This window comes from Collimonas sp. OK607 (genome assembly GCF_900111995.1).
Lineage (GTDB): Bacteria > Pseudomonadota > Gammaproteobacteria > Burkholderiales > Burkholderiaceae_D > Collimonas.
Window position 1 is genome coordinate 1 of the sequence record NZ_FOKF01000058.1, and the last position, 24,102, is coordinate 24,102.

Annotated in this window: 23 protein-coding genes and 1 pseudogene; 5 read left to right on the forward strand and 19 right to left on the reverse strand. The window is 52.4% G+C overall.

What is annotated here, in order from left to right:
* A partial coding sequence (locus BM029_RS23705) for a transposase (RefSeq protein WP_139217331.1) occupies positions 1–283 on the reverse strand: 283 nt, incomplete at its 3' end.
* A 228-nt stretch (positions 284–511) separates the two neighbouring features.
* Between BM029_RS23705 and BM029_RS23710 the strand changes: the two genes are divergently transcribed.
* The 3 genes and pseudogenes from BM029_RS23710 to BM029_RS23720 all read left to right on the forward strand — a co-directional run bounded on the left by BM029_RS23710 (position 512) and on the right by BM029_RS23720 (position 3,182).
* Positions 512–1,525, forward strand: a complete 1,014-nt coding sequence (locus tag BM029_RS23710) for an IS110 family RNA-guided transposase (protein WP_092440299.1) — start codon at positions 512–514, stop codon at positions 1,523–1,525.
* A 458-nt stretch (positions 1,526–1,983) separates the two neighbouring features.
* A pseudogene (locus tag BM029_RS23715) lies at positions 1,984–2,352 on the forward strand (helix-turn-helix domain-containing protein); the annotation flags it as partial.
* Between the two features lie 8 nt (positions 2,353–2,360).
* A complete protein-coding gene (locus BM029_RS23720; RefSeq protein WP_092440301.1) occupies positions 2,361–3,182 on the forward strand; it encodes a nuclease-related domain-containing protein in 822 nt (273 codons plus the stop codon).
* Positions 3,183–3,954: 772 nt separating this feature from the next.
* On the opposite strand, the gene BM029_RS23725 is transcribed toward BM029_RS23720, so the two are convergent.
* The 17 genes from BM029_RS23725 to BM029_RS23805 all read right to left on the reverse strand — a co-directional run bounded on the left by BM029_RS23725 (position 3,955) and on the right by BM029_RS23805 (position 21,102).
* A complete protein-coding gene (locus BM029_RS23725) occupies positions 3,955–5,751 on the reverse strand; it encodes a GMC family oxidoreductase (RefSeq protein ID WP_244545198.1) in 1,797 nt (598 codons plus the stop codon).
* A gap of 2 nt (positions 5,752–5,753) precedes the next feature.
* Positions 5,754–6,491 (reverse strand): gluconate 2-dehydrogenase subunit 3 family protein, encoded by a 738-nt coding sequence (locus BM029_RS23730; protein ID WP_092440303.1) that lies wholly within the window; start codon positions 6,489–6,491, stop codon positions 5,754–5,756.
* 10 nt (positions 6,492–6,501) lie between these two features.
* On the reverse strand, positions 6,502–7,860 hold the full coding sequence (locus BM029_RS23735) for a cytochrome c (RefSeq protein WP_092440336.1): 1,359 nt from the start codon (positions 7,858–7,860) through the stop codon (positions 6,502–6,504).
* Between the two features lie 505 nt (positions 7,861–8,365).
* Positions 8,366–9,073, reverse strand: a complete 708-nt coding sequence (locus BM029_RS23740; RefSeq protein WP_244545199.1) for a DUF1080 domain-containing protein — start codon at positions 9,071–9,073, stop codon at positions 8,366–8,368.
* 351 nt (positions 9,074–9,424) lie between these two features.
* Positions 9,425–10,516, reverse strand: coding sequence for a porin (locus tag BM029_RS23745; protein WP_092440305.1), 1,092 nt, complete (start codon positions 10,514–10,516; stop codon positions 9,425–9,427).
* A gap of 364 nt (positions 10,517–10,880) precedes the next feature.
* A complete protein-coding gene (gene maiA / locus BM029_RS23750; RefSeq protein ID WP_092440307.1) occupies positions 10,881–11,549 on the reverse strand; it encodes a maleylacetoacetate isomerase in 669 nt (222 codons plus the stop codon).
* A 1-nt stretch (position 11,550) separates the two neighbouring features.
* Positions 11,551–12,270: an ABC transporter ATP-binding protein gene (locus BM029_RS23755; RefSeq protein ID WP_092440309.1), complete on the reverse strand. Its 720-nt coding sequence runs from the start codon at positions 12,268–12,270 to the stop codon at positions 11,551–11,553.
* A gap of 17 nt (positions 12,271–12,287) precedes the next feature.
* Positions 12,288–13,040: an ABC transporter ATP-binding protein gene (locus BM029_RS23760; protein ID WP_092440311.1), complete on the reverse strand. Its 753-nt coding sequence runs from the start codon at positions 13,038–13,040 to the stop codon at positions 12,288–12,290.
* Entirely contained in the window at positions 13,040–14,071 is a 1,032-nt protein-coding gene (locus tag BM029_RS23765; protein WP_244545200.1) for a branched-chain amino acid ABC transporter permease, read from the reverse strand. The genes BM029_RS23760 and BM029_RS23765 overlap by 1 nt, the downstream gene beginning before the upstream one ends.
* Positions 14,071–14,991 (reverse strand): branched-chain amino acid ABC transporter permease, encoded by a 921-nt coding sequence (locus BM029_RS23770; RefSeq protein ID WP_092440314.1) that lies wholly within the window; start codon positions 14,989–14,991, stop codon positions 14,071–14,073. Before BM029_RS23770 ends, BM029_RS23765 begins: the two co-directional genes overlap by 1 nt.
* Positions 14,992–15,001: 10 nt before the next feature.
* Positions 15,002–16,174, reverse strand: coding sequence for an ABC transporter substrate-binding protein (locus BM029_RS23775; protein ID WP_092440316.1), 1,173 nt, complete (start codon positions 16,172–16,174; stop codon positions 15,002–15,004).
* A gap of 44 nt (positions 16,175–16,218) precedes the next feature.
* Positions 16,219–16,548 (reverse strand): non-heme iron oxygenase ferredoxin subunit, encoded by a 330-nt coding sequence (locus BM029_RS23780; RefSeq protein WP_092440318.1) that lies wholly within the window; start codon positions 16,546–16,548, stop codon positions 16,219–16,221.
* An 8-nt stretch (positions 16,549–16,556) separates the two neighbouring features.
* Entirely contained in the window at positions 16,557–17,030 is a 474-nt protein-coding gene (locus BM029_RS23785; RefSeq protein WP_092440340.1) for an aromatic-ring-hydroxylating dioxygenase subunit beta, read from the reverse strand.
* 2 nt (positions 17,031–17,032) lie between these two features.
* Positions 17,033–18,295 (reverse strand): aromatic ring-hydroxylating dioxygenase subunit alpha, encoded by a 1,263-nt coding sequence (locus tag BM029_RS23790; protein ID WP_092440320.1) that lies wholly within the window; start codon positions 18,293–18,295, stop codon positions 17,033–17,035.
* Between the two features lie 39 nt (positions 18,296–18,334).
* Positions 18,335–19,033, reverse strand: coding sequence for a fumarylacetoacetate hydrolase family protein (locus tag BM029_RS23795; RefSeq protein ID WP_092440322.1), 699 nt, complete (start codon positions 19,031–19,033; stop codon positions 18,335–18,337).
* A 21-nt stretch (positions 19,034–19,054) separates the two neighbouring features.
* Complete coding sequence (gene gtdA / locus BM029_RS23800) at positions 19,055–20,098, reverse strand: gentisate 1,2-dioxygenase (protein WP_092440324.1); 1,044 nt, start codon at positions 20,096–20,098, stop codon at positions 19,055–19,057.
* A 17-nt stretch (positions 20,099–20,115) separates the two neighbouring features.
* Positions 20,116–21,102 (reverse strand): 2Fe-2S iron-sulfur cluster-binding protein, encoded by a 987-nt coding sequence (locus tag BM029_RS23805; RefSeq protein ID WP_092440326.1) that lies wholly within the window; start codon positions 21,100–21,102, stop codon positions 20,116–20,118.
* 120 nt (positions 21,103–21,222) lie between these two features.
* Here BM029_RS23805 and BM029_RS23810 point away from each other — a divergent pair, with 120 nt between their 5' ends.
* Positions 21,223–22,131 (forward strand): LysR family transcriptional regulator, encoded by a 909-nt coding sequence (locus BM029_RS23810; RefSeq protein WP_092440328.1) that lies wholly within the window; start codon positions 21,223–21,225, stop codon positions 22,129–22,131.
* A gap of 157 nt (positions 22,132–22,288) precedes the next feature.
* Here BM029_RS23810 and BM029_RS23815 read toward each other — a convergent pair whose 3' ends face one another.
* Positions 22,289–23,209, reverse strand: a complete 921-nt coding sequence (locus BM029_RS23815; protein ID WP_092440330.1) for a LysR substrate-binding domain-containing protein — start codon at positions 23,207–23,209, stop codon at positions 22,289–22,291.
* Positions 23,210–23,327: 118 nt separating this feature from the next.
* Here BM029_RS23815 and BM029_RS23820 point away from each other — a divergent pair, with 118 nt between their 5' ends.
* Positions 23,328–24,050, forward strand: a complete 723-nt coding sequence (locus BM029_RS23820; protein ID WP_092440332.1) for a pirin family protein — start codon at positions 23,328–23,330, stop codon at positions 24,048–24,050.
* Positions 24,051–24,102: the final 52 nt, after the last annotated feature.

Below are 24,102 nucleotides of genomic sequence, written 5' to 3' on the forward strand. Positions count from 1 at the left end.
GGGCAAAGAAGGCCGATGCTTTTTTTAAAATATCTACATCCTGGCGAAGTTGGCGATTCTCGAGTTCCAATTGTCGTATGCGTTGTTGCTCTGACGTGAGCGGCAAACCAATCCCTGCCTGGCCGTTCTGTTCGGCGCTGTACTGCGTAACCCAACGACGGATCGCCGTCGGCCCTATGTTCATACTTTCGCTGACATGCTGGACGCTCAGGCCCTGTTCTTTGATCATGCGCACGACTTCCAGCTTCAGACTCGTGTCGAACTTCTTGCGTTGCTTTGCCATGTACTTTTCCTCAGTTGATGGATTATCCACCCATTGAGGTGTCCGGCAAAATTAGACCACAGCAGGCCCCTAGATTCACCAGGTGACACTGGTGGTTCCCTCCGTTGAAGTGGGAACAACTTCCACAAGCGACTTCGTGTCGCACGATAATCATCTAGCCGTCCTCCCCTCGGCAAACGCCGAGCGATAAAGTAACGGTGCGAACCCAACTTTATCAAGGAGAACGGCATGTTATTTTGCGGCATAGACCTCCATTCGAACAACTGTTTCGTCGTCATCAGCGATGACGACGATAGGGTGCTGTATTCCAGGCGCTTGCCCAATAATCTGACTGAGATTTGCTCTGCACTCGGTCCGTATCAATCCAAGCTATTCGGGGTTGTCGTAGAGTCAACCTGCAATTGGTATTGGCTCGTCGATGGCCTGATCGAGGCAGGCTATTCGCTGCACCTTGCCAACACCACTGCGATCAAACAATACGATGGGCTCAAACATCGAGGCGATGAATCGGATGCCAGGCATCTGGCACACATTCTGCGTCTTGGGTTGCTTCCGGAAGGTCATATCATGCCGCGGTCGATGCGAGCGGTTCGCGACCTGGCGCGCAAGCGCATGCAATTGGTGCAGCAACGTACCGTCCAAATCCTTTCGATAGAAACCTGTCTGGAACAGCAAACCGGTGGCCGCATTACCAGCAACGACGTTAAACAATTGACCGATGCAGCCATCGACAAGATGGCGATAGGTGCAGTCGAGGCCATCGGCATGAAGGCTAACGTAGCCGTACTGCAGGCGTTGCAAACGCAGATCGACGGCATCGAGAAAGTACTAGCTGTTCACTGTCGCAGCAATCCTGGATATCGACTGCTCAAGTCCGTGTCCGGTATCGGTCCGATATTGGCCTCGGTCATTCTTCTTGAAACCGGAAGCATCGAGCGTTTCGCCGATGTCGGCAACTATGCATCGTATTGTCGCTGTGTCGGCAGCATTCATGTCTCAAATGGTAAAAAGAAAGGTGAAGGCAATACCAAGAACGGCAATCGCTATCTGGCTTGGGCGTATGTCGAGGCCGCCAACTTTGCCATTCGTTATTGCGAGCCGGCGCGCAAATTCTATCAACGCAAGAAAGCCAAGCGGAACGGTATCGTTGCCATCAAGGCAGTAGCGCATAAACTGGCACGCGCCTGTTTCCATATGTTAAAAACTGGAGAGCAATTCTCGATAGAGCGTTGCTTTACGTAAGATTGGCAACGGCCAGTAAGCCAGTAAGTGGGTTGGGCTTTGAACCATCAAAATTGATTGGATACTGCGCCGTCTGCCATTGTTGTCTGTTCTGAGGAAATGAGTCGTCCGGATTGCGAGCCACCAGGGTCTGGAACCGCCAAGCGGTAGCCATAGAATTGCCCACCATTTGGACGTAAGACGGTACCGAGATGCTTCTGGGGCAGCTGTACTGCCAGGGTGGAGCAATGCAATAACGCATCCACTTGCTCCATATGGGTGACTGGTGCGATTCACGCAACCACACTACGAAGCAAAGGGCACGAATTCAGCTACCGCGCGCAGCAGCGATGGCGCGATTGAATCAACCTATCGCAGAACATCGCGAGTATTAAATTCGTACCCTTTACAAGGAGCGGCTAATGGGTGACCCACGTATAGACCACAATCCCACTCAATATAGTGAGTGGGAGATTGGAGTGATCGACGTGGCATTATTAGGCATTATTCGACGCTGGCACCTTCGTGACCAGGTCTCCTTGAGGGAGATCGCCAGGCGCTTAGGCATCTCCAGAAACACCGTCAGACGTTATCTGCGCTCTGAAATCATAGAGCCGGCTTATAGGGATCGACGCACTCCGAGTGCTCTTGATCAGTACGCCTTCAAACTTTCATCCTGGCTTAAAACCGAAGCGACCAAATCTCGAAAGCAGCGCCGCAGCTTGAAACAGATCCATGCCGATCTATGTGCGCTAGGCTTTGAGGGATCCTACGACCGGGTTGCCGCCTTTGCGCGACAGTGGCGCCTGGATCAGTTGGATAGGGTCAATTCTGCAAGCAAAGGAACAGGTCATCGATGAAATGGCTCTACGTCCCCATGAAATGGCTGGCAGACATTTTGTTTTTGGTCGTGCTTTTTGTCACCGCAAAAAAACTCTCTGTCACCCCCACGCACGTTGATCAGTTCATGGTCTACATACTTGCGCTCTGCGCCGCTTTCCCTTGCGGACTACTCTTCAATATCCTGCATTGGATGGAGAAATATTCCAAGGATCCGGCAATTCAGAAAAAAATGGCGGGGATCGCTGCCGAACGTTATGTGCAAAAACTCATTGAAGATTGTCGTAAGAAGGAATTACCTGTATCCCGCTCCCTTCATGGCAAATTGTTTGTCTTTAACGAGCACACGCCCAATGAATTTTCCGTGGAGGTCGACCACTTGCTGATCACCGAGCGAAACGTTTTTGTGATTGAGACGAAATGCAAATCCGGCAGCCTATCAGCGGGAGCCGATTCTCCCACCTGGAAGATTTCATCTCCCTATGGTGATACGGACATGCGTAATGCGCCAAAGCAGGTCAAGAATGCGACTCGCGTATTGCAGCACCAAGCCGCCCTCCCCTGCGAGCTCATTCCTTTGGTCGCTATAAAGGGCAACGATGTAAAAATCGTCGACGGTCCGACAAATGTGCTGGTGGCTGCGGACCTCGTCAACGTCCTTCGCGCATTTGAACGCGACAAACCTCAACCGACCCTGGATCCCGCTTCGGTGACCGCCCTGCTTTTGCCGCATATGAATGACGATCCGGCCGCAATGAAGAGGCACGTCGAACGGGCTAACGCAGCCAGAGTGCGCGCGGAAATGACCGAGATCGTCCATGCTGCATCGATTCGATGAGAGTTGAACCAATAACACGAGCGCCGGGACCGTACTAGGTATGGTCTCTAGTCGGCAATCCAAGTAATCAGGGAGTCACGATGTCTATCAATCAGCGAAACAAGTGCTTTATGTGAATGCCTTATAACATGCGATGTATGTAAAAAAGACCTTAAAAATGCAAGGACTGCCTACATAGATGCCAAGAAAAAAATCCATCATATTTATTGGGGAGGCTGGCCGGAAGCTCTTAAAACCAAACCAAAATTTTCTTAATAAATTGAATTTAAAACAATTTCTTAGATTGTTTTAGCTCACTGCGGCATCCAAACCAACTCATACCATGGCTTGGATAGTAAATTACCAAAATCCGATTCGTCATAACTCTGGGTGATCTACTACCAAGTAGAAATCTGTGGCGGTCAGGTAGGCCGACTCCCATAATCCACTCCTTGTAGCGTTCCGATATACGCCTTTTACGCCCGTCGGATTCGTGCCGGCCGCCGGTCCAATCATTTCTTCGAATTGTCTCCGTAATCCGTATCTCGATCAACTTTAACTCGGTTACTTCATTTCCTCATTTTTACTTCTATCCCGCGTCAGAGAGTGAGGATAAAAAAATCGCACGCACGGTGGTAGAAAACAATACGAAAATAACGATGACACCGAACACCATCCCTATGAACCTGACATGGAGGGAAGCTTCCGAGTACCAGGCTACGCGTCACCCACAAGCCTAATGGAGAGGCGGGTGGTCAAGTACGGCTGTTTGGAAGTTCAAAGCAGCAACCGCCTAAGCCAGAGCACCCGGCTGCTTCAGATAACGTTCGCGAATCGCTTTGGCCGACCAGTAGGTTAGTGCCGCGACCAGGCCGGTGGGGTTGTAACCTAGCCCTTGCGGAAAGGCCGATGCCCCGAGCACGAATACGTTGTGCACGTCCCAGCTTTGGAGATATCGGTTGACCGCGCTAGTACGCGGATCGGTGCCCATGATCGCGCCTCCGTTGAGGTGAGTGGTCTGATAACCCACCGTGTCGAAATGCTCGCCAAAATTCTTGACGAACACACGCACGGCCTTTGGGCCCATCGCATCAGCGATGGCGTGCATCTTCCGCGCCATGAAGCGTGTCATGCGGATATCGTTATCCTTCCAATCGAAGGTCATACGCAACAGCGGAAGACCCCACGCGTCCTTGTAGGTCGGGTCCAGACTCAGGTAGTTGTCGCGGTAGCTCATGTGCGCGCCGTGCGCATCCATCGACATCGTGTGTGTGTAGTTGTCGGCGACGGCCTGCTTCCACGCACTACCCCAGCCGGGCACGCCTTCGGGCAACGCGATGCCGCTAATCGGCTTGACACCGGCCTGATTGACCCACATTGGTGAGCCGCCGACAAAGCCCAACGGGCCGTGGTCGAAGTTGTCGGCGTTGAAATCGTCGATCGCTACACCGTTTCCGCCAGCGCCGATGAAGGGATTGGCGTGCACATCCTTGTCGAAGAACGCTTTGATCGACGCCATGTTCTGGTAGGCGAAGTTGCGACCTACCGTGCCTGTGCCAGTCGCGGGATCGTAAGGCGTACCGATGCCCGACAGCAGCATCAGCCGCACGTTGTTAAACTGAAAGGCAGCAATGATGACAATGTCCGCCGATTGCTCTACCTCGCGCCCCTGCGCATCGACGTATGTCACGCCGGTGGCGCTACGGCGATCAACAGCAAGATTCACCCGAAGCACGTGTGCGTGCGTGCGCAGCTCGAAGTTCGGTAGTTGGCGCAGCGCCGGCAGGACGTTGACGTTGGGTGATGCCTTCGAGTAGTTGTAGCAAACGTATCCGCTGCAATAGCCACAGAAGTTGCACGGTCCCATCTGGCAGCCATAAGGATTGGTGTAAGGCCCGGAGGCGTTGGCCGAAGGCAGATTGTAAGGGTGGTAGCCCAGTTTCGCGGCAGCATCACCGAAGCGTTGCGCCGACACCGTACGCTTCTGCGCGGGCAACGGAAAGTCATTCGAGCGGTCGGCCGCATAGGGGTTGCCACCCTTGCCTTCGCCCACATTCTTGCCGGCCACGGTCCACGCGGTACCGGACGTACCGAACACCTTCTCTGCGAAGTCGAAATGCGGCTCGAGCTCCTCGTAGCTAACGCCGAAGTCCTGGATCGTCATACCCTCGGGAATGAACTTCTTGCCGTAGCGTTCTTCATAGTGGCTGCGCAGACGCAGCTCGACGGGGTCGACGCGGAAATGCACACCCGACCAATGCAATCCTGCCCCGCCGACGCCAGTTCCAGGCAGGAATGCCCCCAACTGACGGTAAGGCAGCGCTGTGTCGCTCATGCCATGGCGGACCGTTACGGTCTCACGCGACACGTCCTGGAACAATTTACGGCGGATGCTATACGTAAGCTCGTCCAGTACCTTGGGGTAAATACCGTCAGTCGCAGTATCCTGCATCGGGCCGCGCTCGAGCGCGACCACATTCAAACCGGCTTCGGTCAACTCCTTGGCCATGATCGCGCCGGTCCAGCCGAAGCCGACGATCACCACGTCGACCTTGCTCATCGCATTGTTGCTTGTTTTTTTGTCAGTCATACTCAATCTCGCTTCCCGCTCATGGCCACCGGCAACAGCGGGTACTTCACATCGCGCTCAACCCAGTCCATGAAGTCGGCGCGCGCACCAGGAAACCCGATCAGCTTCCAACCCGCGAGGCCACGGTTCCCACCGTGTACCGGATCGGCAAAAAAACCTTCGCGCACATTTTGCAGCAATAGCGAGAAGAACAGCTTGGCCGGAACGGATTCGAATATCGCCTGACCCGATTCGATTGCGTGAAGCGCTGCATCTTGCGTGTCCGTTGACATCTGTGCAAACAGTTTACCTTGCGTCTTCTGAACGAAGCCATTGGCGGCGGCAATGCCCAGGCGATAGATCTGCTGCGGCGTGAGCTGATACTGATAACCCATCGTGTCTGGCGCGTCGGCGTTGAAGGGGCCCTGCATGTACCATAGCGCGCCGACTGCCCAGGACGTACCCATCTGCCGGTCAATATACTCGGGCACGCCGGCCTCTACAGCCCCGAGACCTAGCGCATCACTAGGGATCAGTCGCGCGCTGGCCACGTTGATGAAGGTCCATTCGTCAGGCGTGAAGAATTGCGGTACATAGGTACTCCCGGCCCCATTCTGCGCAGGCGTCGCCGAGCGAATGTCGCAGCCGGGAAGTACAACGGTAGCGAGAGTTGCCGCTCCCAATCCCTTGAAAAACTGACGCCTCGAGGGCGTTTCCGATGAGTCTGGTGCAGTCACGAGCTTACTCCTGTATGAATGCATGAGGCGGTCGTCACCGCGCGTCGGCTGCCTGCGCAGACCGCTCTTGCTGGATTGAGTCACGAATTGTCTTGACCTGCGCGAATTGCACGCCCGGAGCATGGTTGCCCCAACTCTGGCGTACGAAACTCGCGAGTTGCGCCACTTCGTCGTCCGATAACCGCCAACCGAAGCCGGGCATACCGAGCTCCGATGGCGCGGTGCGAGTGGCGGGCAATTTGCTACCGTCGAGGATCAAGCGGATCACCGAACTCGGGTCTTCCGCCAGCAAGGTGGAGTTGCCGGCTAAGCGTGGAAATACCTGCGCATAGCCGAGCCCGTCGCTACGATGACAGCCCGCGCAATTGTCAACGTAGAGTTCGGCGCTGCGCGTCGCGTTGATGCCTTGCCACAAGGCCTTAGCTGTGGTTGGATCGGCCTTGAACGACGAAGGCGAATGCGTCGACGGCGCGAACGTTTTCAGGTAGCCAGCGATCGCCTCAAGATCATTGTCGCTCAAGTATTGAGTACTGTGCACGACGACCTCGTTCATTGCCCCCCCCACCACTGCATGTGAAGCGTTGCGTGAGCTGCGCAAGGTCGCAACGATATCAGCTGCCGACCATGCACCGAGCCCGTCGGCTGGATTGCCACGCAGGCTGACAGCCACCCAGCCGTCAACTATTGGCCCGCCGGCCAGGTATTCGGCGCTGGACTCGTTCAGCGCCTTCTCCTGCATCGTCGGCGTGCGCGGCGTGTGACAACTACCGCAGTGGCCCAATCCCTGAACCAAATAGGCACCGCGAGCTATCGAGACGTCAGCATAATGATGCGGATCGAGCGCTACAGCATCGGGCTGCGGCGCGAACGCCTTGCGCCACAGCGCCATCGGCCAACGTATCGACAGCGGCCAGGCGATACCGCGCGGATGCGGATGCGCCTTGACCGGTGCCACGCCGTGCATGAAGAAGGCATACATCGCGCGTATGTCGTCGTCACTCATGTGTGCGTACGACGGATAAGGCATTGCGGGGTATAACGAATCGCCGTCGGCACGGATGCCATGACGCACCGCGCGATCGAAGTCATCGAGCGAATACGCGCCGATGCCGCTGTCTCGATCAGGTGTAATGTTAGTGCTGTAGATCGCACCGATCGGCGATGTCAGCGGCAGCCCGCCGGCGAATGGTACGCCAGCCCGTGCGGTGTGACAGGCTATGCAATCGCCGGCACGGGCAAGATAACGCCCCTTTTCGACGAGGTTCGGCAAATCATTCGGCGGCGCCGGGAGCAGTGAGCGCGTGGTGCTCGGCCACAGTGCCACGGCCAACGCGCAAACGAACACCGATACACCGGCGAAACTGACTAAGACAAACAAGCGTTTCATCTTCATTTTCATCTTCATTCAACCGAAATTCGCCACTAGAACGCTTAGCCTTGAGGCCTGTATACGCAACCCTATGCTACACATTTGCAAGAATGCGATAAACGGTGTTATATGTGATTATTTATCCCAAAATTCGGAACAAAGGATAAGCAACGGATCGGCTGGATGCAATGCAAGCGTTTGTTTCTGCTTTGGAGACCGGCAGCTTTATGAGTGCGGCCGACAAACTTAGCATGCCTAGAACCTATTCGTTTGCATGAAAATTTTCCCCACGCGAGGATCAAATTAACGTGCGGCCCCTCATTAAAGTGAGTCAGATATCCATTTTTCTAGTTATCATGGTACTGACCCAGATACAAATCTGCGCCTGAAGACAGATCAAGAATGAACGCAAATCAACAATTTTTTCTATAAACGCGTAAAAAACATACATCAACACGTGCGTTCATATTCCGTTGCGCTCGCTCGATGTTTTAGATGCGAGCCTAGGCAAGATGCCTTGACATCACTTCTACTCAGAGGTGACTTTCAAATTTCTAAAATAACCGAGAGTGCCTGAGTCAATCCAAAAGCCAACGCCCCCTTTATGCTCTGGGCCTAGCTTAAGGTCGTGAACAACAAGAGACGGCTGTTTAGCGCGGTTCACATATAGTTTTGCATCGCAGTCATGTACCTCAATTTTCATGTGGCTCCATTCGCCGAGCTCGATATCTACGTAGGACTCGTATTTTTCAGGAGCGTCTTTGCGAAGACGTTCGAAGCCATAGCCTGGTAAAGCGAAATACTGAACGGAGTGATTGCGCCGTACCTGATCGTCTGAGCGGCTGTTGGCTGGACGTAGATAGATTCCTTCAAAGCTTAAGTTGGAATCTATCCTGAATCCCAGGCCAATGAAGCCTCTGGCATAGTTCGGAGCATCGCGGGCGAGTACAGCGGCCACATCGACTTCGATAGTGCCGTTGTGAAAATCGATAGGAATCCAGGCTAAATTTGCTCGATCAGTAAGGACCTCTTTCTCTGGATCCTGATAGGCATCACGAGGCATTGCTACTTCGAATGCCTCTTTGCCTTTAAATGTGAACTTCTCGATCGATACAACATTCAGTTTGAACTCCGAAGCATCTATCGCCGGAGCGATAGGTGTTGCGCTTGCTTGTGCCATATTTGTGCCCAATGAAATTAAAGCTATAACCTTGAGAAAAATGCGTTGGCAACTCATTGTATAATCCTTAATTGTACTATCGCCTGTGCACTCCACATAGAGTCGGCGCGGTGAATAGTGTCGAATTTTGTATCTATCGATCAGGCCTTTACCTGGACATCTCGCGTCGTGTACCAAAATATCTTTTGCAGCAACCAGTTTGATCACTTGAATACGTTCCCTGTTAAGCAGCGGTCCACATGGAAGAAGAGTTTTTACCGGTTAGCTTGAAAAGCTCTCAGGAATTGCCGGTACCGCGGCTTTGATCGACAGCATTTCGCCGGGGCTATATATCCTTTGATTCGTCCCTCCGGATCCAAATATCCGGAGGGACGGGCACGGACCAAAGCGCCCTGACCTTGTGCTTTCTTAGAACGCGTGGCGAATGCCGCTCATGACACCAACCTGATTCAATCCGACGCCGACGGTTCCTCCTGCATCCAGTGAGACCGCGGCCGAGCCTGCATTCCGAATATAGCCAAGCGATGTATACAACGCTGTGCGTTTCGACAGGTTATAAGTTACGCGCGCCACCGCCAGGGTTGAGACTTTGTCAGTATTTTTAACACTCAAGCGCGAAATCTGGGCATCCAGCACCCAAGTAGCGGAAAATGGATAACTAGCGCCGAGGAAATACAGATTGGAATGCGTGTCGCTAGCGGTTTTTATTTTACGATCAACCAGACCGGCGCCAATCTTGGTCTGACCCAGCATGAAATACCCATTAAGGGAAATACGCTGATCATTGAAGTTGCTGCTAGTCAGGCCTGCAGCGGCGCCAGGTCCGCCATAAAGAATATCGTAGGCCGTTGTTATACCGAACGATGTGGTGTCATACCCAACCAAGCCGGTCATCTGACGACAAGCTTTCGAATTTCCGGCGATTTCTCCAGGGCAGCCTGTGGCTGACGGGCCGCCGGCAGCAGAGACATCGCGTCCAAAGCTATAGGTCGCGCCAAGCGTAACATTTGAGAATGTGCCGAGGTAGCCAATTGCATTGTCGCTACGGGCATTAGGCAAATAGAGATCCAGGCTGTTGATGGAGAAAATATTTGGTCCTATTACGTCTGCTTTAAGCACTGAGAGATAAGTCATGTTGAGAATACGTCCCAACGTGAAGGCACCATAGAAATTCTTCAGCCCTACATATGATTGGCGTCCGAACAAGCGATTACCCTGCCCCATGCCTCCAGAGTCGGTCGTGAAACCACTTTCCAAAACGAACAATGCCTGCACCCCCCCACCTAGATCCTCGCTGCCCTTGAAGCCGATGCGAGATGGGAGTGATCCGGTCAGCGACGGCATTTTAACCACCGAGTCACCCGCCGCGTTGGCGTGAGTTACATATGCGACGCCAGTATCGACGATCCCATATACCATTACTTGCGATTGCGCTAGGACCATCGTCGAACAAAGCAATGTTGAAACCGCTGCTGCACTCAATACTAATTTTTTCATCATCCTGTCTCCTGATTGTTTACAAACGAGTTTTGTAGTCATGCTTTTTTTTTGGCATTCAGTGTTTTAAGTGCTGTCTCCTTATTGTTGCTTTCTCGACGTATGCCGAGAGACGCAAAAAATTAACCTGCGTTTCGTATTCATTGTTCTATTTCTTCGTCGAACTCGTTACTGCAATCGACGTGACGTGGCGCCAGGTGAGCCGCTCGAATGCGTACCTTCTTTTCGCCGACAGTTCAATCTATTCAACAACGTCCTGAAAAATTATGGCGATTTTCATTGGCTTTCATGTGACGTTGACGCAGAAAAAACAACGCAAAAAAAATCACGCAAATTCAAAAAAAACCGGAAGATTACGGCATACAGATCATTCACTATCAGGTTGGCATTGAGGATGAGCTCTCTGAAACTCAGACAATTCTTGACACGCTGCGTCAATGGTCGTCAGAGTTGGATACTGACTTAAATCAATGGCAAAGCGTCGTGCATTAAACAGCTGTGGAACCAAGCAGCAATCCGCAATTGTTGGCACATCGCCGAAACAATATCTTCCTCGTTTTGTTGAATGTGCCAGTTCCGATTCCAAGGCCGAGAGGCCAATTTCTGTCCAGTGCTTAACCCACATGCCCTTGGATTCTTCCGATAGACCCAAAGTCCCCGTGAGAAATTTGAGAACGCGTAGATTACTTATCGGATGAATCTCACAAGCTATCGCCAAAGCCAACTGACGCACATAGGCCCGATCTTCAATAGCTTGTGGGAGCAATGGCGGATGGGGATACTTTTCTTCAAGATATTCTAGAATGGCGAGGGACTGACTGACGTTCAGACCCTGATCCCTGAGAACGGGGACCAATCCTTGTGGGTTCAATGTTTTGAACTCAGTTTGAAACTGCTCACCACCGTTACGGTTGAGATGTACTGCCGCATACTCAAAGGGCAACCCTTTCAGATTCAGCGCAATACGCACACGGTATGACGATGAGCTACGGAAATAATTGTGCAAGACACGCTCGTCTTTCCTGTTTTCTTCCATCTTAGACTCCAAGATATTGATGAATAATGTTCGCCTCTGCGCGCAAAGCGCTGGAACTTCCGTTCCAGACCACTTTCCCTTTTTCCATCACATAATGGCGATCAGCGAATTTCAGTAAGGCTCCAACGTTTTTGTCGATGACAATCTGCGATAAACCTTCGTTCTTCAAAGTACTCAATACATCCCATATTTCGGCACGAATCAGCGGCGCCAAGCCCTCCGTCGCCTCATCAAGTACCAACAACTGCGGGTTAGTCATGAGTGCGCGACCGATCGCCAGCATTTGCTGTTCTCCGCCAGACAGCTGCCAGCCCTGGTTGCTGCGCCTTTCCTTAAGACGTGGAAAGAAGCTGTAGACGCGATCCAGAGTCCACTTCTCAAGACTATCTTTCGTATTGCATCGAACGCGCGCGGTAGCTATCAAATTTTCCTCGACCGAAAGAGTGGGAAATATCTGGCGGCCCTCGGGTACCAGGCCCAAGCCCAATCGGGCAATGCTATGCGAAGGAAAATTGTGAATAGATTTGCCGGAGAAGGCGATGGAACCCGCTTTGACAGGAAGCAAGCCAAAAAGACATTTAATAATCGTGGAACGCCCCATGCCATTACGACCGAGAAGGGTAACCACCTCCCCAGCCTTGACCTCAAAAGACACGCCAAAAAGCGCTTGCGCATGTCCGTAAGATGCTTGCAGATCGGTTACTGTAAGTAATGTACTCATGAATATCTCCTTGAAACTTATATTTCTTCTTCACCGAGATACACGGCTCTCACCTCAGGGTGATTTCTGATCTCTTCAGGCGTTCCGCTGAACATCACCTTGCCGTAAACAAGGACAGTAATCCGGTCTGCTAGCGCAAACACGGCATCCATGTCGTGCTCAATCAGCAAAATTGAGTAGCGTCCTTTCAATCTCTTTAGCAAAGACACGACCGCGTCGGATTCCTGGACGCTCATGCCGGCCATCGGCTCATCGAGCAGAAGAAATTTTGGCTGTGCGGCTAATGCCATAGCCAATTCAAGCTGTCGCCGCTCACCATAGCCAAGATCCTTTGCCGGTACATTTTTCCGACATATCAGACTTGTTGCCTGTAGCGCGTCATGCGCAGCGCGCACCAGTTCTTTACGCTGCAACATAGGTTGCCAGAAACGGAACGCGTGTTCCTTTGCGCCCATTGCAGAAAGCACTGCATTTTCCTGTACCGTGAACTCCTCAAAGATGGAAGTGATCTGATAGGAACGTAACAAGCCCATTTGTGCACGCCGATGAATAGGCAATGCAGTCACATCTATATCGGAAAATATAACCTTGCCATCATTCGATAGAAGTTCGCCGGACAACTGATTAATGAGAGTCGTTTTTCCGGCCCCGTTTGGGCCGATAATCGCGTGGAGTTCGCCCGGCCGGATATCCAGCGAAACACCATCCGTGACCAGAATCCCGCCGTAACGTTTGACCAACGACTCGGTGCGAAGCAGGCTTGTCTTCATCATTGATCTCCTGCGCCGTGTGCCTGCACCTGCATAGAACTACTTACTAAGTGTTCACCTGCATCATTGTGCAACCCCTGCCGACCATCCAACATTTGAAGAAGACCCACAATTCCTGTTTTCCCCAGCAGCGCCACCAAGACGATGACTGGGCCGAAAATTACCATCCAGTGCTCGGTAAACATTTTCAGGACTTCTTCCAATCCAAGAAACGCCAACGCACCAAGTAACGGTCCGAAGACAGTGCCTATTCCGCCCAGAACCACCATGACAATCAAGTCTCCAGAAACGGTCCATGACATACTGCTTGGCGATGCAAAAGCGTTTAGATTCGCAAACAGCAAACCAGCTATGCCGCATAAAACGCCTGAAAACACATAGGCAGACAATTGATACTGCTTGCTGGGTAGGCCAACTGCATTGATTCGACGCGCATTTTGTCTGGCGCCACGCAGTACCATGCCAAACGGTGCAACGCGCATGCGCGCCATCCACCATGTCGCAAAGCAAAGCGTAATTAACGCGGTCGCATATAACGTGTTTGAATTGCCAAGATCTGAACCAAAGAATTTGCTGGTCAGAGAAATGGTATTGCCATCGTCGCCACCAAATTGCTTGAGGCTCACAAACACGAAGTAACCCATCTGCGCGAAAGCCAGAGTAATCATGATGAACGCAATACCGGAAGTCCGCAGACTGATTGCCCCGGTAACCAAGCCTACCAAGGCGCAAACCGCGATGCACAGTAGCAGATGTATCCAGCCACTATCGATACCATAAAAAGCCGGGATCGCTACGCTATAGGCCCCCAAGCCGAAGAATAATGCATGCCCCAGGCTAACCAGACCACCATAACCAATGGCGAGATTAAGCGCAGTGGCGGCAATCCCATAGATAATGATCCGGGCAAAGAAGCTGACGTAGAATGGCTGGCCCATGAAATAGGCTGCAAACGGAACGACCGCGAGACCCACGAGCAACACCAGAGATACCAGAACGCTCAATCTGGACGAAGATATTGGACGTAACATTAGTTTCTCCATGGCGTGAACAGACCTTGAGGCCGAATGGCAAGTACGATCGCCATCAGTACATAGACGAGCATCGATGCCAACGCCGGACCAGCTGCATTGGCGATTTCCCGGCTCATCGTTTCTCGCAGCAGCATAGGCAGAAACGCACGTCCTAAGGTATCCGCTATTCCGACAATAAGTGCTGCGTAAAACGCGCCGCTCACCGAGCCGATTCCTCCGATCACAATGACCACAAGCGCCGTTATCAGAACAGGCTCCCCCATACCCGACTGAATGGATAGGATAGGACTGGCCATTACTCCCGCCAGACCGGCCAATCCAGCTCCCAGGCTAAACAGCAGTGCATTAAGAAGCTTGATGTTGATACCCAGGGCTCCGATCATCTTCGGATTGCTTGCTCCCGCCCGTATCAGCATTCCCAGGCGTGTTCGGTGCATCAGAAGATATGAGCCAACCGCAACCAGTAAGCCGACAACGATGATCGCAAACCGATATGCGGGATAGCTGATTCCAAACAGGTTTACAGTACTGTCCAGGAAAGGCGGCACGGGAAGAAAATAAGGCTGAGGTCCCCAGACAATCCGAACAATCTCATTGAAGAACAACACCATACCAAACGTTGCCAGCACATGATCCAAGTGATCCCGGCTGTACAAGCGGGATACGGCAAGTTTCTCCAGGACGAATCCTAATGCTATGCAACCACCGACAGCGGCCACTATCGCGAAGGTGAAGGACGAAGTAAGACCGTAGGCCGTTGCGGCAAAATAAGCACCCATCATATACAGTGAACCGTGCGCCAGGTTCACAAAACTCATGATGCCAAATACCAAGGTAAGGCCCGCCGCAAGTAGAAATAAAAGGACTCCGTATTGCAATCCATTTAATAACTGAGGAAAAATAAGATTTAACGCCATGATCTATACCTCACTTTAATTGGCACTTGGTATAGTAGGCATCCTTATGGTCAGGAAGCGGCGTCCCAAGCAGTTTTACGGCGGGCTTGCCAGACTCCTTAGCCACTTGAAATACGTAATAATTTTGAATAGGAAAATTGTTGTTGTTGAAGCGGAACGGACCGCGTACGGAGCTGAACTCTTGTCCCGATGCTTTTACTGCCGCAGCAAATACCTTCTTGTCCGACGTCCTTCCGGCTACCTTTCGAATAGCAACATCAAGAAGTTGCGCAGCATCGAAAGCCGTTGCAGCGTACTCACTTGGCGTGCGCCTGTACTTTGCTTCGAATGCAGCGACAAATTTCCTGTTTTCCGGATTGTCCAGCGCGGCATCCCACATCGCTCCCGACAGGGTGCCAACAGCTGCATCGCGTAAGGCCGGCATGGTGGTACCGTCTACGGTAAACACAGAATAATTTGGGAATTTTCCAAGCAGTCCGGCCTGACTGAGTTGCTTGATATAGTTGACGCCCATGCCGCCGGGATAGAAAGCAAACACGGCAGCGGGGGTGCTGGCTTGCAACTGTGCGATTTCTGCCGAATAGTCGCTCTGCCCAACTTGCGTATACACCTCATCGACAATCTGGCCTTTGTAGAAGCGCTTGAATCCAGCCAGCATGTCTTTGCCTGCTTGATAGTTGGGCGCCATGAGATACACGCTTTTGTGGCCCTTATCCTGTATGTATTTCCCTGTCGCCTCGGCCGCCCCATCGTTCTGCCAGGCAACCGAAAAGACATTGGGCGCACAAGAAGCACCGGCAATAGGTGATGGCCCGGCATTGGTCGCGATTGCCACCGTCCCCGATTCAACGATGGGCTTCAGGCTCGCCATCAAAACGTTAGAGAAACCTAGGCCAACAATCGCGTCGACTTTGTCCTTGTCCAAAAATTTTCGGGTAATCTGGATGCCGATTTCCGGCTTGAGCTGATCGTCTTCTTTGAAGATAGTGACCGTTTGGCCACCGAGCTTATTACCCAGCTGTTCAACTGCGAGCATGAAGCCATCAATCTGATCCTGCCCCACCATAGCCTGGCTTCCAGAGAGTGGCGCCACCAGACCGATCTTTACCTGCGCCGAAGCTAAAGCGGCCGCGCTCAGCAATATCCCTGCCATTAAAGCCGGCACACATTTCTGAGAATTCATTCTTGTCTCCTATTTTATTAAAATAATTATTCAGCAATTTACAACTAGCTCGTGGGGAAAGAACCTAGATCAACAAAGACTCTCCCGTCTTGTATCTTGACGGGATAACTACGAATATCTTCGTTTACCGGTTCGCACAATGCCTTGCCATTACGGATATCGAACTTGCCTTGATGCAGAGGGCACTCAATCTCGCAGCCATCAAGAAACCCATCACTAAGACGAGCATGTCCATGCGTACAGATATTGTCTGTAGCGAACACTTCACCGCTAACGCTATACAGCGCCAGGTCTTTTCCGTTTACGTCGATGCCAACTACATCGTCTTCCGCCACTGTTTCCCGCGCGGTCACGTCAATCCAGTTTTGAGTCATTGCGCACCTCATATCGGGTAAATAATAGAGTTGGGAATCATCTCGGTGTCATAGATGCACAATCGGGATTCAAACTTCAATCCCAGGGGCGTAATGCGCACCCGGTCCAGATAGCGCCCAACGTTGAAAACGGTCGAGTCTTGGCTAAGTTTGGTCCGGAACACCGCGTAGTTCGCTTCCGAAACGATCAGGTCTCCGTCGTGTTTGAGGACCAGCGGCACGCCTACCACATGGCGCTGGTAATAAGGATCATGGAACAGCGTCTCGCGGATTCCATAGGCTCGATCCTTCAACATACCGCGACTGAGGAGCGAAAGCGTCGCCAGTGGAAATCCGCGCTCATAATTCTCTCGCGGTTGCACCTTGTATTCGCACTCTTCCGTAAAGAAATCGACCCACTTATCCCAATCGGCGGCGTCTACCACCGATGCGTAGTCCGCATACAGGCGCATCAGATCGAAATAGGCTTGAGAATCAGTCATCATCAAATCTCCATTACCTTGCGCCAGTAGTTGTACATGCCGCGAATGAGCGTCTCCGTCACCATGTGATCGGTGTTGCCACATTCGTATCCTCCCAGCTCCGCCAGCGTTCGGTGAAACGGCTTTTGCTCAAAGCCACATTGCGAGAGCTCAATGACCTCGCCGTCGTCAGCTGAGACGAACCCTGCCGGGCCGAACAAATTCGCCTGAATAAGACGACGCTCAGTCATTTCAGGCGTGTCGTCCTCGAATCCGAAGTGTGTCCACACAAAATCGAACGAACCTTTTCCATTCGGCTGGATATGTCGCGTCGATACGCTGTTGACCTGCTGCTGGAAAATCACGCTGGGAAAGATGGTCAGCATGACGGCGGTTGGCCCGCCCCACCATGGCTCGGCTACGATGTCCAGCAGCCGTTTGTCATTGATTGACATGCTTTCCTTGAAACTCGTGACGCCTGCCGTAACTTCCGCCTTCGCGCCCGCAGAGCCACGGGTCGAAACCATGGCGGCATGGCGGAACTCGCTATCCATTTTCAGCTCGGACTTATTGTCAGCGCGCCACAAACCATAAGTGACGAACCAGGTATGCAGAAGACCCGGATGATAGGGATCCTTGATGTTTTCCTGCATCAGCTTCCAGTTACCCGGAATACGCTGGCGGTTGTAGCCCAGAATATGCAGTTTTCGTCCGCTAAACAGCCGGTCGAAATAAGCAAGAATATCCGGCCCCAGGTAGTCCTCAAGACTTTGCACGTCATGGTCGAAAGATGCGAACACAACACCACCTCTGGTAGCAACCTTAAGTTTGTTCAAGCTGTGCTCTTCCGTCTTGAATTCTTTCGGCATGCCGCCATTGACCTTACCATCCTGCTTCACGCCACGGCGAAACGGGACACCCTGGAGATCGCCCTTCAGGGTGTAATTCCACTGATGGTAGGGGCACACCAGTTCTTTCTTGTTGCCATGACGCTCGCGGCAGAATTGCATACCGCGGTGTGCGCACACATTCTCAACAACGTGAATGCTATCGTCCTGGGCGCGCGTCATAATCACGGAGCGTTCGCCCACGACAGTCCTTTTGAAGTCGCCGTGATTCGGGATTTCGGCTTCTAGGCCAACATAGCACCAGTGGCCGTGATAAAAGAAGCGCTCAAGTTCCTTCTTGTATATCGATTCGTCGGTATAAGCCCAAAACGGAATACGGCTTGATCCTTTTTCTTCCCAAGCCGGATTTTTCTGGAACACGACAGGAATATCACCCATGTCTCTCTCCTTGTTATCGGTGTATATGTGGGCGCACCATCATTGCGCCACGCGCACGACAATCTGACCCAATCCAGTAATCGCGCCGCGCATGACGTCGCCCGGATTGACAGCGTTGACGCCTGCCGGCGTGCCCGTCATGATGATGTCGCCCGGTTCCAGCACTTCATACTCTGACAGGTAAGATATGGCCTCAGCCACTGACCAGATCAGTTGGTCGATATCAGACGATTGCCGTGACGCATCATTGACTGTCAGGGAAATCGCTGCCGTGGTCGGATGACCGATGTCGGCCGCGCGATGCAGCGGACCGATGGGCGCGGACTGCGCGAACGATTTACCGAACTCCCAAGGACGTCCCTTATCGCGCGCGTCAAGTTGAAGGTCGCGACGCGTCATATCGAGGCCAACAGCGTAGCCGTACACGTGTTGCAAGGCATGCTCGATCGAAATGTTCGCACCGCCTGTGCCAATCGCGACCACCAGTTCTATTTCATGATGAAAATTGTTTGTCTTCGGCGGGTAAGCGATGGTGATGCCTGCTTCATCCGCAGCGACAGCCGCGCAAGCCGGCTTCATAAAGAAGAACGGTGCTTCACGCTCCGGATCCTTGCCCATTTCACGCGCGTGCGCCGCATAATTACGGCCCACGCAGAAAATTCGATTGACCGGAAACGCTGTGCTTTGACCTGCCACGCTCAGTGTGTAAATAGGTGCCGGGGTAACTGCATATTCCATGATGAATCTCCAAATAGTTGGTTAAATTTTCTCTTCGCGCCACAAGCCGAGGACTTGTTGAATGGGACGATCTGAATAGCTGAACAAAATCGTGTCGTGCTTCGCTCGCAGGCGCAGCGTATGCCAGGGTGGCACGACGAAAACATCGTTTTGGATAAAGTCGATTGTCTGATCGCCGATCTCGGCACTTCCCTCACCTTCGAGACAGACATATACCGTGCCATCAGTGCAGCGGTAAGGCCTGGTTTCGAAACCGGCTTCTAGCCGTTGGGCAAAAGCGCCTATAGTCGGCATCGGCGAAGCACCGGTCGCGGGATTCACAAACCGCAACTTGTAGCCGAGGTGTGGATCGACAGTTCCCTTGGAGATGCCGAGTAATGACTCTCGTGTTTTAGCGAACGGATAAATGAATACCTTGGTGGGCTCCGATGAAGTTTGATGAAAATCCACCGGCAGCATGTTGTTACCATAGCGCGCAAGCGCGTCGCCTTCGTCGCGGCATGTTGCTTGGGAAGCGCTGGCGCCATGCTCGGCAAAACCTGCGTCGAAAAAACGCACCGTCGGAATGTCCAGACCATCAAGCCACACCACGGGCTGATCACCCAGGTTCCCATGATCGTGCCAGGTCCAAGCCGGTGTGATGATAAAGTCGCCGCGGTGCATAGTGGTGCGTTCTCCGTCCACCGCGGTGTATGCCCCCTCACCATCCAGAACCAGGCGTAACGCCGATTGTGTGTGTCTGTGCGCGGGGGCGACTTCGCCGGGCAAAATCAGTTGCAGACCTGCATACAGCGATTGCGTCACCGATGATTGACCACGCAGGCCCGGGTTTTCCAATACCAACACCCGGCGTTCGGCTTCGCCAGCCGTAATCAGCCGCCCCGCCTCCATGACAAAATCGCGCACATCCGCATAGCGCCAGAGAGCAGGAGCAACAGGCGTTACAGGCGCTTTAGGCACCAGTGCACCCAATACTTCCCACAATGGCGTCAGGTTGTAATTATCGATGCGTTGATAGTATTGCTTGCGCTCTTCTAGCACGTCGTTGGATACGGCTGCATGCATGTCTTTTTCTCCTTGATTTAATTGGCACTAGCATAAAAAGCATCTGCGTAGACATGCTCTGTCAATACGCCTTTTTGTTTGACCAACAGGGCTGCAGCCTCGACCATCGGAGGAGCGCCGCATAGATAGACTCGCCACCCGGTGAGCGTCTGCCAGTCCTGTGCAACAGCATCTGTTACCACCCCATTGCGTGCAGCGGGGCTGTCATTGCCCGTAGCGACGACAATGTGTATGTGGAGATTGCTGTGGGCGGCCGCCAAATCGTACAGCCAGCGCGTTCCGTAAATGTCTTGCGGAGAACGTACGCCAAAGTAGACATGGATTTGATTCGTCATGCCCGCAGCTAACGCGCCGCGAACAATCGAGAGTACCGGCGCCAAGCCCGTGCCGCCCGCAACACAGAGCATTGGTCCTTCATGCTTGATGCGCAGATAGGCGGTGCCCAATGGCCCACTCACACGGACTGGATCGCCCACTTTCAGGTTCTGTGCGATATAGCCGGTAACGCGACCGTCGGGTACCAGACGGACATGGAATTCCAGTTCCTCATCGTCGCTCAGGCAAGCCATGGAATAAGGACGAATATGCTCAGGCGTGAACTGTAAGGTTGCATACTGACCCGGTGAAAACGCTAGGGGTTTGGCCGGGCGCAAACGCAGACGTTTGATGTCATGCGTCATTTCTTCAATCGCGGTTACCGTAGCTTTGATGATGCGTGCCGCGTGAGTGACGATTTCATCCGGCTCAGGAATTTCTATGGTGCAGCTTTCCGTCAACACGCTCATGCATGCCAGCACATATCGGCCATCGTTCGGATTCGTGATCTTGGCTTCCCTCCCCGACTCAAAAACATTGCCATCGAGCACCTTGCAACGGCAAGTACCGCAGCGACCAGCCATACAACTGTAGGACAGCGGCACATTGAGCTGACGCAGTGTTTCCAACAGGTTTGAACCTGGTTCCACCACAAAGGTGCGGTCTAGCGGTTGCACAACGAGTTCCATGATCTGCCTTGCCTTGCTCGGGGAATTGATGAGGTATGGCAGCAGTATAAAAAATCGGATAATATTAATATATAGAATTTTGTGAATTCATATCATCACTAAAATGAATATTGGTATGCCATGGATCTTAAAGATATCGATCTGAATCTGTTGATCGTGTTCAACCAGCTTCTTCTGGAAAAGCGCGTGTCGGCGGTGGGAGAAACACTGGGGTTATCGCAACCGGCGGTCAGCAATGCACTGAACAGATTGCGGCGTTTGCTGGGAGATGAACTGTTCCTGCGCACCTCGCGAGGAATGGAACCAACGCCCTTTGCGACGCAACTGGCGGAGCCGATAGCCTACGCATTGAGTACAATCCTCAATACCCTCAACCAGCGCGCGACATTCGAGCCCGCCGTCAGTACGCGCAAGTTCACCATCGGCATGACCGACATAGGCGAGATTTACTTCTTGCCGAAACTGATGGATATCGTCGCGCGCATCGCACCTGGAGTGTCGATCAGTACGGTCCGTAACACCGCGACCAATTTGCGTGACGAAATGGAGGCTGGGCATGTCGACCTGGCAATTGGATTATTGCCCCAGCTGAAAGCGGGATATTTTCAACAGCGTTTGTTCAAGCAACATTACGTATGCATGTTTCGCCAAGGCCATGCGCTGGACAAAAAAAAGGTGTCAGTAGAAGAATTCGAGCGAGCGGATCACGTCGTGGTAATTTCGCCCGGGACGGGGCACGACAAGGTCGACGAATCCATCGCACGCAAAGGGATACGCAGAAATGTGCGGCTTACTGTCCCCCACTTTGTCGCAGTTGGACATATTCTATCTACCACCGACATGGTGGCGACCGTACCGGAGCGCTATGCGAGGGAATGCCTGGCGCCGTTTGGGCTCAAGTATGTGCACCATCCGGTGGCGCTACCTGAAATCGGCATCAATGTTTTCTGGCATGCAAAATATCACAAGGAGCCAGGTAACCAGTGGCTGCGTAGCGTCATTTTTGATACTTTTTCCGATCGATTATGAATACCTCCGTTGGCTCGCCATATTTCAATTTGAAGGACGCAGAGCGTTGACGATGACGCGAATTTAAAAATGTCGTGGCGGTGGCCTATTTACGCAGTTTTTTGTCATATCACGTCCGCGCCGCATCGAATCCAAGTGGAACAGTGCAACCAGTGAGTTAGACGCTTCGTTCTTGGATGCCTGCGGGAAGATGGAATATCAAATAGTCGATGAGGCTTCTGACCGACGGCAGCATGCCCCGCGGGGGAGGATAGACCAGATGGATTATGTAGGCGGATGCCGACCATTCTGGTAGAACATGCTCCAATGCCCCGCTTTGGACATTTGCCGATACGATTGGCTCTGCTAATAAAGCAATGCCAATGCCATAAACAGCTGCCTCCAACTGGACTCGTGAATCGCTCGAAATGAGACTTGGTGAAATTGGTGCATCGACCGCAGGGGACGTAGCATGAGTGAGATGCCATCTGACTTGGCTTTCCTGAAGATCTGCAATACGCCCTATCGTTTTATAGTGTGACAGTTCCGCCGGATGATTCGGGTGGCCGTGCAATTCTAAAAAATTAGGGCTGGCTACCAGAATCCGACGGGCCGATCCGAGCTCCTGCGCAACTAGATCAGAATACATATCGACTTCCGGGGCTGCCACTAGGGCCATATCAAACCGCTCCTCAATCAGATTAACTGCCCGATCTGTTGCTTCAATAAAGACTGTCACTTTCGGGTGGCTGGCCATGTACCCAGGCAGTATCGGCGCGAGGTAGTTCTGTGCAAGCACTACTGGACAGCTCATACGAACAATTCCCGCCGGTTCGGTTCGTAGACTATTCATGCTGTCATATGCTGCCTGCGCTCCTTCAACCGCGTTGATACATTGCGCATAAAACCGCTCGCCGGCATCAGTTAAAGAAATGCTGCGTGTCGAGCGATGCAATAGCCGGACGCCTAATTTTTTCTCAAGATCGGCAACTCGTCGGCTCAATTTTGTCTTCTCTATACCAATGGCACGAGAGGCGGCAGAAAAGCCGTTGTGTCGAATAACGGCAGCGAAATAGTAAAGGTCGTTGAAATCGTCCATAGAGTCCTCATTGGTGCATATGCGCACCAGTTAATCCTATTTTTGCCATCTTATCGCGATTCCGTTGCGAATATATAGTTAGTCCCTGAAGCTAACCAATAGTCCAAGGCATCCTGTTATGAAGTTTTCCCCCGTCATTCGAGCTGTCCGGATCGCGCAAGGTAGCAATTTTTTAGGCAACCGCCTCGACTTACTCAAGTTTTGTGGCATAGCGAATCCGATCGTTGGGTTCGAACACTACGAAATATGTGGCAAGACCTTCGCGCCGCATCCGCATGCAGGATTTTCGGCTGTTTCGTACGTGCTGGAAGATTCGCTTGGAGCGTTGCGCAGCAGAGATTCGCTGGGGAATGATCTGGTCGTAAAGCCAGGTGAGCTGATCTGGACGCAATCTGGATCAGGGATTATTCATGATGAAGCGCCTGAGACCACTGGCTCGCGCGTCCACGGTGTGCAGTTTTTCGTGAATGTCAGCGGGAAGCATAAGCATCTGGAACCAGAGGTCTTCCATCTGTCGCAGAATGAGATTTCTAACAGCCATGACCAAATAGAAAACCGAGTTCGAATTTTGGCAGGGCGATTTGGGGCGCATGCAGCAGCGATCAATCTCGTTGAGTCTTTCGATTTTTTCGACGTTTGGTTGAAGCTTCAGATGCGCTTTCTGCTTGCAGCAAAACGTGCCGTGTTGTTCTACGTGCTGGCAGGAGCCATCGAAGTCGTCGCAGAGGATGGCAGCCGTATAGTTCAAGAACATGAAGCGGTCGCTCTCTATGCCGAAGAAGATTCTGACCTGGCGATCTGCTGTGGTCTAATTTTGCCGGACACCTCAATGGGTGGATAATCCATCAACTGAGGAAAAGTACATGGCAAAGCAACGCAAGAAGTTCGACACG

Coding starts and splice junctions, on each gene's coding strand:
- BM029_RS23720 (WP_092440301.1), top strand. CDS start 2,361: ATGAAATGGCTCTACGTCCCCATGAAATGGCTGGCAGACATTTTGTTT.
- BM029_RS23755 (WP_092440309.1), bottom strand. CDS start 12,270: ATGAGTACATTACTTACAGTAACCGATCTGCAAGCATCTTACGGACAT.
- BM029_RS23735 (WP_092440336.1), bottom strand. CDS start 7,860: ATGAAGATGAAACGCTTGTTTGTCTTAGTCAGTTTCGCCGGTGTATCG.
- BM029_RS23765 (WP_244545200.1), bottom strand. CDS start 14,071: ATGTTACGTCCAATATCTTCGTCCAGATTGAGCGTTCTGGTATCTCTG.
- BM029_RS23805 (WP_092440326.1), bottom strand. CDS start 21,102: ATGGAACTCGTTGTGCAACCGCTAGACCGCACCTTTGTGGTGGAACCA.
- maiA (WP_092440307.1), bottom strand. CDS start 11,549: ATGGAAGAAAACAGGAAAGACGAGCGTGTCTTGCACAATTATTTCCGT.
- BM029_RS23725 (WP_244545198.1), bottom strand. CDS start 5,751: ATGACTGACAAAAAAACAAGCAACAATGCGATGAGCAAGGTCGACGTG.
- BM029_RS23790 (WP_092440320.1), bottom strand. CDS start 18,295: ATGGGTGATATTCCTGTCGTGTTCCAGAAAAATCCGGCTTGGGAAGAA.
- BM029_RS23745 (WP_092440305.1), bottom strand. CDS start 10,516: ATGATGAAAAAATTAGTATTGAGTGCAGCAGCGGTTTCAACATTGCTT.
- BM029_RS23770 (WP_092440314.1), bottom strand. CDS start 14,991: ATGGCGTTAAATCTTATTTTTCCTCAGTTATTAAATGGATTGCAATAC.
- BM029_RS23820 (WP_092440332.1), top strand. CDS start 23,328: ATGAAGTTTTCCCCCGTCATTCGAGCTGTCCGGATCGCGCAAGGTAGC.
- BM029_RS23780 (WP_092440318.1), bottom strand. CDS start 16,548: ATGACTCAAAACTGGATTGACGTGACCGCGCGGGAAACAGTGGCGGAA.
- BM029_RS23775 (WP_092440316.1), bottom strand. CDS start 16,174: ATGAATTCTCAGAAATGTGTGCCGGCTTTAATGGCAGGGATATTGCTG.
- BM029_RS23815 (WP_092440330.1), bottom strand. CDS start 23,209: ATGGACGATTTCAACGACCTTTACTATTTCGCTGCCGTTATTCGACAC.
- gtdA (WP_092440324.1), bottom strand. CDS start 20,098: ATGCATGCAGCCGTATCCAACGACGTGCTAGAAGAGCGCAAGCAATAC.
- BM029_RS23795 (WP_092440322.1), bottom strand. CDS start 19,033: ATGGAATATGCAGTTACCCCGGCACCTATTTACACACTGAGCGTGGCA.
- BM029_RS23785 (WP_092440340.1), bottom strand. CDS start 17,030: ATGACTGATTCTCAAGCCTATTTCGATCTGATGCGCCTGTATGCGGAC.
- BM029_RS23760 (WP_092440311.1), bottom strand. CDS start 13,040: ATGAAGACAAGCCTGCTTCGCACCGAGTCGTTGGTCAAACGTTACGGC.
- BM029_RS23810 (WP_092440328.1), top strand. CDS start 21,223: ATGGATCTTAAAGATATCGATCTGAATCTGTTGATCGTGTTCAACCAG.
- BM029_RS23740 (WP_244545199.1), bottom strand. CDS start 9,073: ATGAGTTGCCAACGCATTTTTCTCAAGGTTATAGCTTTAATTTCATTG.
- BM029_RS23710 (WP_092440299.1), top strand. CDS start 512: ATGTTATTTTGCGGCATAGACCTCCATTCGAACAACTGTTTCGTCGTC.
- BM029_RS23730 (WP_092440303.1), bottom strand. CDS start 6,491: ATGCATTCATACAGGAGTAAGCTCGTGACTGCACCAGACTCATCGGAA.